The sequence below is a fragment of the Nonomuraea sp. NPDC049129 genome, assembly GCF_040648495.1.
Lineage (GTDB): Bacteria > Actinomycetota > Actinomycetes > Streptosporangiales > Streptosporangiaceae > Nonomuraea.
Genome location: NZ_JBEZDU010000008.1, coordinates 26,128 through 39,877, shown reverse-complemented (window position 1 = coordinate 39,877; position 13,750 = coordinate 26,128). Strand labels below are relative to the sequence as shown.

The 13,750-nt window shown below is 69.0% G+C and carries 11 protein-coding genes and 1 pseudogene; 6 read left to right on the top strand and 6 right to left on the bottom strand.

Annotation, left to right across the window (positions count from 1 at the left end; genetic code table 11):
* Window positions 1-13 precede the first annotated feature (13 nt).
* Both AB0B64_RS25720 and AB0B64_RS25715 read left to right on the top strand, forming a co-directional pair.
* Complete coding sequence (locus tag AB0B64_RS25720) at window positions 14-700, top strand: RNA polymerase sigma factor (RefSeq protein ID WP_357957608.1); 687 nt, start codon at window positions 14-16, stop codon at window positions 698-700.
* Window positions 700-1,659, top strand: a complete 960-nt coding sequence (locus AB0B64_RS25715) for a CU044_5270 family protein (protein ID WP_357957610.1) — start codon at window positions 700-702, stop codon at window positions 1,657-1,659. Before AB0B64_RS25720 ends, AB0B64_RS25715 begins: the two co-directional genes overlap by 1 nt.
* Window positions 1,660-1,737: 78 nt before the next feature.
* On the opposite strand, the gene AB0B64_RS25710 is transcribed toward AB0B64_RS25715, so the two are convergent.
* From AB0B64_RS25710 to AB0B64_RS25695, 4 genes and pseudogenes are all read right to left on the bottom strand, one after another.
* Window positions 1,738-2,712: a type II CAAX endopeptidase family protein gene (locus AB0B64_RS25710; RefSeq protein ID WP_357957680.1), complete on the bottom strand. Its 975-nt coding sequence runs from the start codon at window positions 2,710-2,712 to the stop codon at window positions 1,738-1,740.
* Between the two features lie 120 nt (window positions 2,713-2,832).
* A pseudogene (locus AB0B64_RS25705) lies at window positions 2,833-3,030 on the bottom strand (ATP-binding protein); the annotation flags it as partial.
* A 399-nt stretch (window positions 3,031-3,429) separates the two neighbouring features.
* The gene (locus AB0B64_RS25700; RefSeq protein ID WP_358180133.1) at window positions 3,430-3,684 is read right to left on the bottom strand and encodes a GntR family transcriptional regulator; all 255 of its coding nucleotides are present in this window, start codon (window positions 3,682-3,684) and stop codon (window positions 3,430-3,432) included.
* 350 nt (window positions 3,685-4,034) lie between these two features.
* Window positions 4,035-4,367: a YnfA family protein gene (locus AB0B64_RS25695; protein ID WP_357957614.1), complete on the bottom strand. Its 333-nt coding sequence runs from the start codon at window positions 4,365-4,367 to the stop codon at window positions 4,035-4,037.
* Window positions 4,368-4,686: 319 nt separating this feature from the next.
* On the opposite strand from AB0B64_RS25695, the gene AB0B64_RS25690 reads away from it, so the two are divergent.
* The 4 genes from AB0B64_RS25690 (at window position 4,687) to AB0B64_RS25675 (ending at window position 7,847) form a co-directional block, all read left to right on the top strand.
* A complete protein-coding gene (locus AB0B64_RS25690; protein ID WP_357957616.1) occupies window positions 4,687-5,100 on the top strand; it encodes a helix-turn-helix transcriptional regulator in 414 nt (137 codons plus the stop codon).
* Window positions 5,101-5,110: 10 nt separating this feature from the next.
* Window positions 5,111-5,917 carry a molybdate ABC transporter substrate-binding protein gene (gene modA, locus AB0B64_RS25685; RefSeq protein ID WP_358180130.1) on the top strand — a complete coding sequence of 269 codons (807 nt, stop codon included), beginning with the start codon at window positions 5,111-5,113 and terminating at the stop codon, window positions 5,915-5,917.
* 108 nt (window positions 5,918-6,025) lie between these two features.
* Window positions 6,026-6,787 (top strand): ABC transporter permease, encoded by a 762-nt coding sequence (locus AB0B64_RS25680; RefSeq protein ID WP_358180675.1) that lies wholly within the window; start codon window positions 6,026-6,028, stop codon window positions 6,785-6,787.
* 28 nt (window positions 6,788-6,815) lie between these two features.
* Window positions 6,816-7,847, top strand: a complete 1,032-nt coding sequence (locus tag AB0B64_RS25675) for an ABC transporter ATP-binding protein (RefSeq protein ID WP_358180127.1) — start codon at window positions 6,816-6,818, stop codon at window positions 7,845-7,847.
* Between the two features lie 117 nt (window positions 7,848-7,964).
* Here AB0B64_RS25675 and AB0B64_RS25670 read toward each other — a convergent pair whose 3' ends face one another.
* Window positions 7,965-12,086 carry a bifunctional nitrate reductase/sulfite reductase flavoprotein subunit alpha gene (locus AB0B64_RS25670; RefSeq protein WP_358180124.1) on the bottom strand — a complete coding sequence of 1,374 codons (4,122 nt, stop codon included), beginning with the start codon at window positions 12,084-12,086 and terminating at the stop codon, window positions 7,965-7,967.
* Between the two features lie 330 nt (window positions 12,087-12,416).
* Window positions 12,417-13,697: a Gfo/Idh/MocA family oxidoreductase gene (locus tag AB0B64_RS25665; protein ID WP_358180121.1), complete on the bottom strand. Its 1,281-nt coding sequence runs from the start codon at window positions 13,695-13,697 to the stop codon at window positions 12,417-12,419.
* Window positions 13,698-13,750: the final 53 nt, after the last annotated feature.

Below are 13,750 nucleotides of genomic sequence, written 5' to 3'. Positions count from 1 at the left end.
GATAAGTACGGCTGTGACACCCATTCCATATGAGGATCCGACCCCGGCGGGCCTGACGCTCCGCATGGCGACATCCGCTCAGCCACGAAGAGGCGACCTGGCAGAGGATCCGGCGGCCTTCGACGTGCTGGCCCCGATGGAGGACTCGGCGATCATCGAAGCGTCGCTGCGCGAGCCGGAGCGTTTCGCCGAGTTGTTCAACCGGCATGCCGCCGTACTGCACCGCTACGTCGTCCGGCGTCTGGGTCCGGATCACGCGGAGGACGTGGTGGCCGAGACGTTCACCAGGGCGTTCGAGAAGCGGCGCAAGTACGCCTTCGACCGCTCGGACGCCCTGCCGTGGCTGTACGGCATCACCACGAACATCATCGGCACCCACCGCAGGGCAGAGGTGCGCGGCTACCGGGCCCTCGCCCGAACCGGCGAGGACCCCGTGGCGGTGGCCTTCGACGAGCGGGTGGTCGCCCGGGTCTCCGCCTCGGCGACCCGGGAACGGCTCGCGGCCGCCTTGGCCAAGCTGGGTCGAGGCGAGCGCGACGTACTGCTGCTGATCGCCTGGGGCGATCTCAGCTATGAGGAAACGGCGCAGGCGCTGGGTGTGCCCATCGGCACCGTACGGTCCCGGCTGTCCCGCGCCCGCCGCAAGATCGCCCACGCGCTGGGTGGCAGCAACCCGACCGACGTCACCGAGGAGGTCTGATGAACGATTTGGACATGGTCCGCGACCTGCGGTCGCAGGTGCGGCAGAGCGAAGAACGCGATCTCCACGGCGCCCGGCGGCGGATGCTGGCCTCGATGGCTCAGGAGCGACCGAGGCGGCGACTCCCCCGTATGGCGCTGCGCGTGGCCGCCGTCGGCGTCCTCGGCGTCACGATCGCGGCCGGCGTCACAGTGGTGCAGTCCGTCCGTACGGATGACCCGGGGAAGGGAGGAACCGCCACTGCCCCGGCATGGCTGCCCGTGGCGAACGCGGAGACCCTGGCCAAGCGCGCGACGGCGGCGGCGGCGCACCAGACGGACGTCTACCCGCGAGCCGATCAGTGGATCTACACCAAGAGGGACTTCTACCGCACACCCAAGATCGCCTCGACCAACTCCCGGTCCACCGCGGAAATGTGGGCCCGGGGGGACGGCAAGGAAAGGGCCATGCGGGAGCAAGGCAGCAAGACGATCGCAAGGCGCAAAGGCGGGGAGGATCCCCGTGTACGGTTCGATCCCGCGTACCTACGCTCACTCCCCTTGGATCCGACCGCTCTACTGGAACGCCTGAAAAAGGACAGTGCGCGGGTGACGCAGCTGCCTGAGGCGCGGGCGGTCTCCCATCAGGTCCTGATGATCCTGCAAGAAGGCGCTCCAGCGGCTCGCCTGCGCGCCGCCTTCTACACCGTCCTGTCGAAGTTGGACGGGGTCGGCGTGGAGAAGGTACGCGATCTGCTGGGCAGAGAAGGCTTGGCCATCTACACGGATGACACCGACGAGGGGATTCGCCAGGAAATCATCATCGACCCGAACACCTTCGCCCTGCTCGGGGGGCGCCGCGTCTACATCGGCGGAGCGGATGCGCGGTCCCCGTACGGCAAGCTGCCCAAGGGCGAGGTGGTCTTCTCGGTGGCTCAGGTGGCGGTCGGCATCGTGGACGACGCGGGGGACGTTCCGTAACCGGGCCCGAGGTGAAGACGCACAGCGGGCGCGGGACCGATTCCCGGCCCCACGCCCTCGCTTCCGCAGTGTGATCGTTCAGCTCTGATGAGTGGCCTCCGGCACGGCTTCCTCGGTCTTGCGGTAGCCAAGGCGGCCGCGGGTCGCGACGAGAATGATGATCGCTGCCGTGCCGCTCGCGAGCAGGGTGACGTGGGACGTCTGCTGCGCGTTGGCGAGCGACGGGAACATGTCCGCGTAGGCGAGCGACATGAAGTTGTTGACGCTGACGTGCAGCACCATGACCAGCGGCAGGCTCTGGCCGGTCCGGTTGAACACCCAGGTGACGATCACGCTGAACAGGCAGGCGAAGGCGATGAACTCGGCGACCGTGAGCCAGGTGACGTTCGGCCACCCGCCCCACTCGCTCAGGAACAGCGGCACGTGCCAGAAGCCCCACAGCGGACCGAGGATGAGGGTGCCGACCAGCGGGCCGAACTTGCGCTGCAGGCGGGGCAGGGCGAAGTCACGCCAGCCGGGCTCTTCCGCCAGTCCGGTGGTGACCATCTGGAGCAGCAGACTGGGCAGATAGGCCACCAGCACGGCGACGGGCGGCATGTGGATGTCTTCGTTGGACACCGCGAAACCGCTGATGATGATGGCGGCGGGAACACCGGCGGCGGCCCCGAAGTACCAGATCCAGCTGACCCGCCACTTCATCATCCGCCCGACCCACCGACGAAGACCCGCCTTGCCGTCCGCGACCGCGGTCACGATGAACGCGGCGAAAATGGGTCCGAGATAGGCGCCGGGGAGAACACCGGCGAACTGCGTGGTCCCGAGCACCGAAGGGAAGGTGAAATCTAAGATCCCCAGGCCAGTCGCCGAGAGAATGTAGGGCGTCCAGGCGGCCCAGCTCATCAGATTCGCCAGCACGAAGAAACTGAGCAGCGGACGACGCCGGATGAAACCCCGTAGCCCGGTCTGACTCGCGTAATGCTCGCTGCCCCGCCGACTGTCGACTGTCATTTCATTTTCTCCTGAGAGATGCGCTTGACTGACAGTGATCAGCACATCAGTCAGGGGCCCTCCCGGTCGCTCCCATGTACGCCCCAATGGGGGTATAGCTAGGGGTACCTGGGGAGAACGCAGCCGCCCCACCTGGGCATACAGGCGCCTCGAGCCGCGGATCAACGGCCGCAGAGCGGGTTCCATGTCCGTGGAGCAGAGCGAGGCTAGGTCGTTGGACAGCTTCGAAGCATCATGGACACCGGTCGCTGTGAATCCTGTACTCTCGCTCAGGCCGAGGATGAGCACTCCGCCGTGGGTGTTGGCGAAGGCCGACAGGGTCTCCCGGATCGTCTTCGGCAGCTCGCGCTGGGACTGCTTCACTTCCACGTCGGAGACGTCCCCACCGAGTACGCGGAGGTTCGCGCAGAAACAGAGCCCTCAGCTTGGATCGACAGATTCTACGCCGGACGTCCTGCCATCCCCACCGGCAGCCTCATCCTCGACGCGCTGGCCGACTTCCCGCTGATCCCGGTCACCGGCCAGTCACCCTCGGCCATCCCACCCACCGACCTCCAACTCCGCCTCCTGGACCTCTTCGGCATCGATCCACGAGACCTCTGGCTGAAGATCACTCGCATGCGGAAAACAGGGTTAGTACGTCACAGCTTTTCCAATCAGGCTCGTTTCTGTACTGATTAGGTGTCTCCGGCGCGCTGTCTGGTGGGCCGCACGGTATGAGTTCGCCATCGCGACGCTGGGCTGTCGGCTCGGCGCCATGGCCTACGCCTGGGAGGGGCTGCTGGCGTCGGGCAGGCTGACGAAGCTGCCCATGCCGCGGACGGTGTAGATAGCCCCCTCTTCGCGAAGGGCTCTCATCGTCTTGTGGGCGGTCATCCGGGCGATGCCGAACTCCTGCATGAGATCGTTCTCGCTTGCCACGCGTGAGCCGGGGCGGTAGACACCTGCCGCGATGCGTTCGCGGATCACCTGTGCGGCCTGCTGCCATCTCGGCTGATCCTCACGGAACTCGATCACGATGTAACTGTAGGCAACGCTGAGCTACCATCGCGGCTCGACGGCTTCCCTGGACCTCGCCTGGGACAGATGCCCGGGAGACCTCTGAGGCCACTCCATGCTTCCTGCACATCAACGGAAAGCGATATCTCTTGCCTTTGAGGCCAGCGGAGAACGCGCAGGCGAACCCTGCGCCTGAGGAGGGCGTCCGAGCGTAGCGAGGTCCTGCAGGGGTCGGGTCGTTGGCCCGACTGGGGGCTACGCCTGAAGCCCCCGGAAGCGCGAAGCGCTGACTGCGAAGCCCGTTGTGCGCTCCAGGCGCCCCTGGAAGGACGCCTGGAGCGGAGCGCAGGCCCTTTGTGCCGTACGGGTCAGCCGCGGGGCGCGTACATGATCACCAGGACGCCCGCCAGGCAGATCAGCGCGCCGATGACGTCCCAGCGGTCGGGACGGAAGCCGTCGGCGATCATGCCCCAGATCAGCGAGCCGGCCACGAACACGCCACCATAGGCGGCCAGGATGCGTCCGAAGTGGGCGTCGGGTTGAAAGGTGGCGACGAAACCGTACAGTCCGAGCGCGATCACGCCCGCGCCGACCCAGATCAGGCCGCGTTGCTCGCGCACGCCTTGCCAGATCAACCAGGCGCCGCCGATCTCGAACAGCGCGGCCAGACCGAACAACAGCAGAGAACGGGCGATCGTCATAGCAGCCATTGCACCAGGCCGGGCCGGAGCGGGTCAGTGTCGGGCTGGTCAGCGTCCGCATCCCGGTCGCCATGAGGACGGCTGTGCCGACGACGCTCTGTTTGGCGGAGGATGGATCGGCAGCGACCGCGGCCGTGGCTGTGGTGGCGGGCGTGAGCGTGGCCGGCAAGGCGGCAGCGAGCGCGGATGCGACGGCCCAGCGGTGGGAGGAACCAAGGCCCGATCCTCGTGGATGCGATGGCGTAGCCGTAGAGCAGGCCGCTGCTGCGGTGGAAGACGGGTATTCAGGCTTGAATGTGCGGAAGGTATCGTGAGGCTTGTGACGACGTTTCGGATCAGCGAGGCCGCGGCACTGCTCGGGGTCAGCGCCGACACCGTTCGCCGGTGGGTGGACGCGGGTCGGCTGGGCGCCGAGCGGGATGAGCACGGTCACCGGCGGGTCAACGGCGCCGATCTGGCCGCCTTCGCTCGCTCGCAGATCGAGGAGAGCGACGGCGGTAGTCGCTCCTCGGCGCGTAACCGCTTTCGCGGGATCGTGACCGAGGTGATCCGCGATTCGGTGATGGCGCAGGTGGAGATCGCCGCCGGGCCGTTTCGGGTGGTTTCGCTGATGAGCCGTCAGGCCGCGGATGAGTTGGGCCTGGAGGTGGGGGTGGTGGCGGTCGCCGTGATCAAGTCCACCAACGTCGTCGTGGAGATTCCCGGTCACGAGCGCGTGGCCAGTTATTTGTGAGGAGCCCTCCTTGGTGTTCAGGCGTCTTTCCCGATGGGCGATCGCCCTGCCCGTCGCGCTCGCGCTGGCGGGCCTGTCCGGTTGCGGCTCCGGGCAACCGGACACCTCCTCCACAGCATCGGTGTCGTCCGCCGCCGCGAACGGGGCCAAGGAGGTGACGGTGTTCGCGGCGGCGTCGCTGACCGGGACGTTCACCGAGCTCGGCAAGACCTTCGAGGCCGCGCACCCGGGCACGACGGTGAAGTTCAACTTCGGCTCCAGCGCGACGCTGGCCCAGCAGATCGTTCAGGGGGCGCCCGCGGATGTGTTCGCCGCGGCGAGTCCGGCCACGATGAAGACGGTGACCGACGCGTCGCTGGCCAGTGCGCCGACCACGTTTGTGCGTAACAAGCTGGAGATCGCCGTGCCGAAGGACAATCCGGCCAAGGTGGATGAGTTGACGGACCTAGCCGACAGCAAGGTGAAGGTGGCGTTGTGCGCCGAGCAGGTGCCGTGCGGGGCGGCGGCGGTCAAGGCGCTGGACGCGGCCGGGTTGAAGGTCAGGCCTGTGACGCTGGAGCAGGACGTCAAGGCCACGCTGACCAAGGTCGAGTTGGGCGAGGTGGACGCGGCGCTGGTGTACAAGACCGATGTGATCGCCTCGGCGGGCAAGGTGCAGGGGCTGGAGTTCCCTGAGGCGGACAAGGCGGTCAACGACTATCCGATCGCCACGCTGGCCAAGGCGCCGGCCGGTGACCTGGCCAAGCAGTTCGTGGATCTGGTGCTGTCGCCGCAGGGCAAGGACGTGCTGACCAAGGCCGGCTTCGAGGCTCCCTGATCACTCATGAACCCTTCCGTGCCGGAGCAGGTCGACCTGTCGAGCTCGCCACGCGGGCCCGGCAGTCGACCGGCCGCGGGGCGCGAGGTCTCCGGGCGCCTGCCGTGGATGCTGGTCGTGCCCGCCGTCGTGGGTCTGGTCTTCCTCGTACTGCCGCTGGCCGGGCTGCTGATCCGCGCCCCCTGGTCCACGTTGCTGCAGCGGCTGGCCGAGCCGCAGGTGCTGGAGGCGTTGCGGCTGTCGCTGGTGTGCGCCACCATCGCCACCGCTGTGTGCCTGCTGCTCGGTGTGCCGCTGGCCTGGCTGCTGGCCCGGGTGTCGTTTCCCGGGCGGCGGCTGGTCCGAGCCCTGGTCACCGTCCCGCTGGTGCTGCCGCCGGTGGTCGGCGGTGTCGCGCTGCTGCTCGTACTGGGGCGGCGCGGGCTGGTCGGGCAGTGGCTGGATACCACGTTCGGCATCACGCTGCCGTTCACCACCGCCGGGGTGATCATCGCCGAGGCGTTCGTGGCGATGCCCTTCCTGGTGATCAGCGTGGAGGGGGCGTTGCGTGGTGCCGACCGGCGTTTCGAGGAGGCCGCGGCCACGCTCGGCGCCTCGCGGTGGATCGTGTTCCGGCGGGTGACGCTGCCGATGGTCATGCCGGGTGTCGTGGCCGGGGCGGTGTTGTGCTGGGCGCGGGCGTTGGGCGAGTTCGGCGCGACGATCACGTTCGCGGGCAACTTCCCCGGCACCACCCGCACCATGCCGCTGGCGGTCTATCTGGCGCTGGAGACCGAGCCGGAGGCGGCCATCGTGCTCAGCCTCGTCCTGCTGGCCGTCTCGGTGATCATCCTGACCAGCCTGCGGGATCGGTGGGTGAGCGCGCCGTGATCCAGCGTGACCGGTGGGTGAGTGTGTCATGACCCTGTACGCCCGGCTGGTGGTCACCCGGCCCGCCTTCACCCTCGACCTCACCCTGGAGGTCGCTCCGGGCGAGGTCGTGGCGCTGCTCGGCCCCAACGGCGCGGGCAAGACCACCGCCCTGCGCGCCCTGGCCGGGCTCACCCGCCTGTCCGACGGGGAGATCGTCCTGCGCGGCAGGCCGCTGCACACCCTGCCCGCCGAGGAACGCCCGATCGGCATGGTCTTCCAGGACTACCTGCTCTTCCCGCACCTGACGGCGCTGGACAACGTCGCGTTCGGGCCGCGCTGCCATGGCGTGCCCAAGGCCGAGGCCCGCCGTACCGCCGCCGCCCTGCTCGAACGTGTCGGCCTGGCCGAGCGCGCCGCCGCCAAGCCACGGCAGCTGTCCGGCGGACAGGCTCAGCGGGTGGCACTGGCGCGGGCGCTGGCCGTACAGCCCGATCTGCTGCTGCTGGATGAGCCGCTGGCCGCGCTCGACGCCCACACCCGGCTGGAGGTCCGCTCCCAGCTGCGCCGCCACCTGGCCGACTTCGACGGCGCGACCGTGCTGGTCACCCACGATCCCCTCGACGCGATGGTGCTCGCCGACCGGCTGATCGTGATCGAGAACGGCGCCATCGTCCAGCAGGGCAGTCCGGCGGAGGTGGCCCGCCGCCCCCGTACCGACTACGTGGCCCGCCTGGTCGGGCTCAACCTGTACCGCGGCGTGGCCGACGGATCCCGGGTCAAGGTCGGCGAGCTGTTGCTGCACACCTACGAACACCTCGACGGGCCCGCGTTCGTCGCCTTCCCGCCGTCCGCCGTCGCCCTCTACCGGACCCGCCCCGACGGCAGTCCGCGCAACCTGTGGCAAGCCCGCATCGAGGGCATCGAACGCCACGGCGACAACGTACGCGTACACCTCGACGGCCCCATCATCGCCTTCGCCGACATCACCACCGCCGCCGTCGCCGACCTCGACCTGACCCCGGGCCAGCAGATCTGGGCCTCGGCCAAGGCCACCGAGACCCACGCCTACCCCGCATGAACCCGCCCGCGCCGGACGACCGGCATGACTCGAATCTCACTGTGGTCTCCCGCTGCGGCATCGAGCGGAGTGTCGCGACACTCAACCAGGCTGGTAGCAAGGGCTCGGTGCCCGTCGTCAATACACGTCGCGCACGTAGCGCTTGCTCGCGGCCAGCTGCTTGACGTACGCGGTCGCGTCATCAGGAGAGAGGCCGCCATAGCGGGCCGTGATGTCGTGCAGAGTCTGGTCGACGTCCTTGGCCATCCGGCCGGCGTCGCCGCACACATATACGTGGGCCCCGTCCTGCAGCCAGGCCCAGAGCTGGGCACCGTGCTCGCGCATGCGGTCCTGAACGTAGACCTTGGCGCGCTGGTCGCGGGAGAAGGCCAGGTCGAGGCGGGTCAGCAGCCCGTCGTCGTGCATTTGGGTGAGTTCGTCGCGGTAGTAGAAGTCGGTGGTCCGGCGCTGCTCACCGAAGAAGAGCCAGTTACGGCCGCGGTGGCCGAGGGCGCGGCGTTCGTCGAGGAAGCCGAGGAAGGGGGCGACGCCGGTGCCGGGGCCGATCATCACCATCGGGGTGCCCGGGTTCGAGGGCGGGCGGAAGTGGGTGGTGTGCTGGACGTACACCGGCACCTGGGTCCGCTCCGGGTTGTCGGCCAGGTAGGCCGAGCACGCGCCGCTGCGCGGGCGGCCACGCAGATTGTCGAAGCGGACCACCGAGATGGTCAGCCGTATCTCGTCAGGGCTGGTCAGCGGGCTGGAGGAGATGGAGTACAGGCGCGGCTGGAGCCGTTTGAGCACGCCGATCCATTCCTGGGCGTCGGCGCGTACCGGGAGTTCGGCGATGACGTCGATGGCCTGGCGGCTCCAGGTCCACTTGGCCAGCTCGCCCTTGTTGCCTGGACGCAGCAACCGGGACAGATCGCGGTCGCGAGTACGTTCGGCGACGAACTTGAGCAACCCCGAGGTGATCTTGGTGAGGTCCAGATGGCGGTGCAGCGCCTCGCCGAGGGGAAGCGAGCCGAGGCCGGTCAGCTCCACGTTGTCGACCGGGCTGAGACCGGTCACGGCCAGCCATTCCATGACCAGATCAGCGCTGTTGACGGGCATGACGCCGAGCGCGTCCCCGGCCTGGTAGGCCAGTTCGCCGCCGGTCTCGAAGGTGAACTGACGGACCTCTTTGGCCGAGCCGGGCAGGCTGAGCAGCCGGTTGCCCGACAGCGTCGCGGTAAAGGGCGCCGTCTTGCTGGGCCCCGGCGTGGGCGCGGGAGACTCGACGGGTACGGACGGTGAGGCGGGCTTGGTCTCGGTGAGCGAGGGGGGCGTCGTCTCGATGAGCGTGGTGAGCACCTGGTCGAGCCAGCTCAGCGCGCGCTCCTGGTCGTCGGGCTCGCAATCGGCGCGCGGCGCCAGGCGTACCGCGCCGAGCTCCTCCAGACGCCGGTCGAGCTGGCGTCCGTGACCGCAGAAGTCGTCGTAGCTGGAGTCGCCGAAGGCCAGCACCGCATACCGCACGCCGTCGAGCCGCGGTGCCCCGGGCTCGGCGAGCGCCTCCCAGAAGGCGGCACCGTTGTCGGGCGCTTCGCCGTCGCCGAACGTACTGGAGATGACCAGCAGGTCCGCCTCCGCGGGAAGAGTGGCCGGGGTGCAATCGGCCATGTCGACGAGCCGGGCCTTGCGGCCCGTGTCGGCCAGGCGGCGAGCGCTGGCGGCGGCGAACTCCTCGGCGTTTCCGGTCTGCGAGGCCCACAGGACGATGAGCTCGCGCACCGGCGCCTCGGGCGCCTCCGGTACGAGGGCAGGAGCCGCGACACGAGAGAAGGCGCCGGCCAGCGCACCGTTGATCCACAGAGCATGGCTCGGGTCGATGGGGGCGTGGCTCGGCAAGATCGGTACGGCCGTGCCGGCGGGCGGCGCATCGCTCAGACCGGCCAGGAACCCGGCCAGATACTGGCGCTCGTGACCTGCGAGCACCGGCGGGGCCAGCTCGCCCAGCCCGAACAACCCGGCCAGCGCCGCGACCGGACCGGGCGCTGCGGCCGGCTCGGGCACTGCGGCCGGCTCAGGTACTCGCGAGGGAGCGTCGTCTGTGACCACCCTGGCCAGGGAGACCGCGCACACCTTCAACTCGGGCTGGAACGAGATCGGATCCACGGCGTCGCTGGTGACGGCGTTGACGCTGAGGTACTCGCCGAACAGGTCGTTCCAGTGGAACGGCGCGAAGCTGTTGCCCGGCATCACCCGGTCCGTCACGACCGCGGGCAGCACGGCCCGGCCGCGCCGGGAAGAGATGGCCACCAGGTCGCCCTCGCCGATGCCGAGCTCAGCGGCGTCCCGCGGGTTGATCTCGACGAACGGGCCCGGGTTGAGCTTGTTCAGCTTGGCGACCTTGCCGGTCTTGGTCAGGGTGTGCCACTGGTGCCCCAACCGACCGGTGTTGAGTACGTACGGGAAGTCGTCGTCGGGCAGCTCGGCGGCGGGCAGGTGCGGGCGCGGGAAGAAGACGGCACGACCGTCGGCGGTGGCGAAGGCCAGGCGCGGGCGGCTGCCGTCCTCCCGTACGAGCGGCGCCTGGCTGAGACCGTCATTGAGATAGCGGATCGGATTGCGCGCGCCAGAACCGGGCGGGCTCGGCCACTGCACCGGCGTCTCCCGCAGCCGCTCGTAGGTGACGCCGCGCAGGTCGTAGCCGGTCGCGGGATTGCCCGCCCGCTTGATCTCCTCGAACACCTCCTCCGCGCTCTCATAGGAGAAGTCGGCCTCGAACCCCATCTCGCAGGCGACCCTGGCGATGATCCGCCAATCCGGCAGCGCCTCCCCCACCGGCTCGACGGCCTGCTGGAGCAGGGTGAGGTTGCGCTCAGAGTTGATCATCACGCCTTCGGACTCGGCCCACAGGGCGGCCGGGAGGACGACGTCGGCATAGGCGTTGGTCTCGGTGGCCGCGAACACGTCCTGGGTGACGACGAACTCGGCCGCCTCCAGACCGGCGATCACGGTCTTGCGGTTGGCGACGCTGGCGATCGGATTGGTACAGATGATCCAGCACGCCTTGATCTCGCCTTCGGCCATCCGCGAGAACATCTCGACCGTGCCCTGCCCGACCTCGGTCCGAAGCGTGCCGGGCGCGATCCCCCACAACTCCTCGACGAACCGGCGATCCTCCTCCACCAGCGCCGACCGTTGCCCGGGCAGGCCGGGCCCCATGTAGCCCATCTCGCGCCCACCCATCGCATTGGGCTGGCCGGTCAGCGAGAACGGGCCGCTACCGGGACGGCAGATCGCGCCCGTGGCCAGGTGCAGGTTGCACAGCGCGTTGGTGTTCCAGGTGCCGTGAGTGCTCTGGTTGAGCCCCATCGTCCAGCAGCTCATCCACTCGCCGGCTTCGCCGATCCACTGAGCCGCCCGACGCAGGTCGGCCTCGGGTATCCCGGTGATCTCCGCGACCGCGGCGGGCGGGTAGTCGAGCAGGAAGCCCGGCATGGCCGCCCAGCCGTTGGTGTGCTCAGCGATGAACTCCTGGTCGATGTGGCCGTCCTCGACCAGGAGGTGCAGCAGCCCGTTGAGCAGGGCCAGATCCGTGCCCGGCCGTACCTGTAGGAACAGGTCGGCCTTGTCGGCCGTGGCCGTGCGGCGCGGGTCCACCACGATCAGCTTGGCGCCGGCCTTGACCCGGTGCATCATCCGCAGGAACAGGATGGGGTGGCAGTCGGCCATGTTCGCGCCGATGACGAAGAACACCTCGGCGCGCTCGAAGTCCTCGTACGAGCCGGGCGGGCCGTCCGAGCCCAGCGACAGCTTGTAGCCGCTGCCCGCGCTGGCCATGCACAGCCGTGAGTTCGACTCGATCTGGTTGGTGCCGACGAACCCCTTGGCCAGCTTGTTCGCCAGGTACTGGGCCTCCAGCGTCAGCTGCCCGGACACGTAGAACGACAGCGCGTCGGGCCCGTGCTCGTCCAGGATCGCGCGCAGCCGCTGGGCGGTCGCCGTGATCGCCGCGTCGACACCGGCCTCCGCCGGCTCCGCACCCCGATCCGGCCGGACGAGCGCCCGCTCCAGCCGGCCGGGAGCCGCGAGCATCGCCGCGCTGGTGGCTCCCTTGGTACACAGACGCCCGGCGTTGGCCGGATGGCTCTTGTCTCCCGAAGCCTTGACCACCCTCCGCCGCCCATCGGCGCCACGCGTGACGTCGAGCACGATGCCGCAGCCGACGCCGCAATAGGAACAGACGGTCTTCACCCGGTCCGTCGCCGTCATCGGCCCTTCTCCTCTACAGGGCCTGAACGCTGTCCCGGGCAGTGGGCGCGTCGCAGCCGCAGCGGGCAGATCCAACACGCAAAAGGTAAGAAGCTGGCGTTACAGGGACGTCACATCAGCCGACTGCGGCCGGTTACATTCAGATCACCACCGATCCCTGCCCGCCACGCACCCGCTACTTCGGTTCGATCCCAGCCGAGCACTCCGCGCCGGTATTAGCAAGAAGCCCCCTGTGATGATCACAGAGGGCTTCTGACCTCGGAGGTCGCCAAGCAGGTGGTACGCCAGCCGGCGGATGGCTTCCGGGCCGACCGGGTGACCGACCGTCGGTCAGGCGTCGGCCAGGCGGGTGCCGTCGTCGGTCAGGTGGACGGCGCGGCCGGTGGTCGCCGAGCGGGTGGCCGCGGCTCCCACCAGTACGCTGCGGATGCCGTCGCGGTACCCGGCGGGGCGGCCCAGCGGGTCCTCGCTCGGGCCGCGGAAGATGTCGTTCAGGAGCAGCCGGTCGCCGCCGCCGTGACCACCCTCCCCCTGCTCGATGGTGATCTCCTCCGCCTCCTGCCAGTGCCGGTGCAGGATGAGCTTCTCCCAGGCACCGGCCGCGTGTTGCTTGGTGGCGGCGCTCGGGTCGATCGCGGCGTGCGGCGGCGTCCAAGATCGCTCGCACACCTCCAGCTCGATCCGGCCCTCCGTGCCGTTGAAGACCACGCGGTAGCCCTCGTACGGGGCGTGCGCGGTGAGGGAGTACGTGAGCATGGCCCGGTTCGCGTAGCGGACCAGGACCGACATGTTGTCGTCGATCGTCACGCCCGGCCCGAAGACGTCCTGGTCGCGGATGTAGCCGTCTTCGTGCTCGGCGTCCAGGTAGAGGCGCTTGAGGTGCTGATCGGTGGAGATGTCCAGGATGAAGGGGTCGGTGCCGAGGCCGGGCGCGCCCTGGCCGCGGGCGGGGCGCGGACCCCGGGGCAGGGCCTGGCCGTAGAAGCGCAGGTCCGTCTGGGCGAAGACGAGCTCGGGTGCGGCCGCGAGCCACCAGTTGACCAGGTCGAAGTGGTGGGTGGACTTGTGCACGAGCAGACCGCCGGAGTTGGCCCGCTCGCGGTGCCAGCGGCGGAAGTAGTCGGCGCCGTGGATGGTGTCCAGTGCCCAGTCGAAGTGGACGGAGGTGATCTCGCCGATCGCGCCTTCGCTGATCAGCTTCTTCACCGCCGAGTTGCGGGGCGAGTAGCGGTAGTTGAAGGTGACCACCAGTTTGCCCGGGTTGCGCTCGGCGGCGGCGGCGATGGCCTCGCAGCCTTCGGCGTCGATGGTGAGCGGCTTCTCCACGATGACGTCGAGCCCCGCGTCGAGGGCGGCGACGACATAGCGGGCGTGGGTCACGTCCATCGTCGTCACCACGACCGCGTCGGCCAGCTCCAGCAGCTTGCCGAACTCGTCCGGATGGAAGCGGGGCACGTCGTCGCCGATGCGCTCGGCGTAGTAGTCCATGCGGGTCCGGTTGGTGTCGCAGAGGCCGACGATCGTACCGGTGTCCCGCCAGTCGCCCAGCAGGGCGTCGATGTACATCCGGACGCGGTGACCAAGGCCGACGAAGGCGTATCTGGTGCTCAACTTCTCTCCCCGAGTAGCGAAAATGATGGGCCGGAGCCACTGACGGCCCCGGC

Coding starts and splice junctions, on each gene's coding strand:
- AB0B64_RS25715 (WP_357957610.1), top strand. CDS start 700: ATGAACGATTTGGACATGGTCCGCGACCTGCGGTCGCAGGTGCGGCAG.
- AB0B64_RS25695 (WP_357957614.1), bottom strand. CDS start 4,367: ATGACGATCGCCCGTTCTCTGCTGTTGTTCGGTCTGGCCGCGCTGTTC.
- AB0B64_RS25680 (WP_358180675.1), top strand. CDS start 6,026: ATGCTGGTCGTGCCCGCCGTCGTGGGTCTGGTCTTCCTCGTACTGCCG.
- AB0B64_RS25675 (WP_358180127.1), top strand. CDS start 6,816: ATGACCCTGTACGCCCGGCTGGTGGTCACCCGGCCCGCCTTCACCCTC.
- AB0B64_RS25670 (WP_358180124.1), bottom strand. CDS start 12,086: ATGACGGCGACGGACCGGGTGAAGACCGTCTGTTCCTATTGCGGCGTC.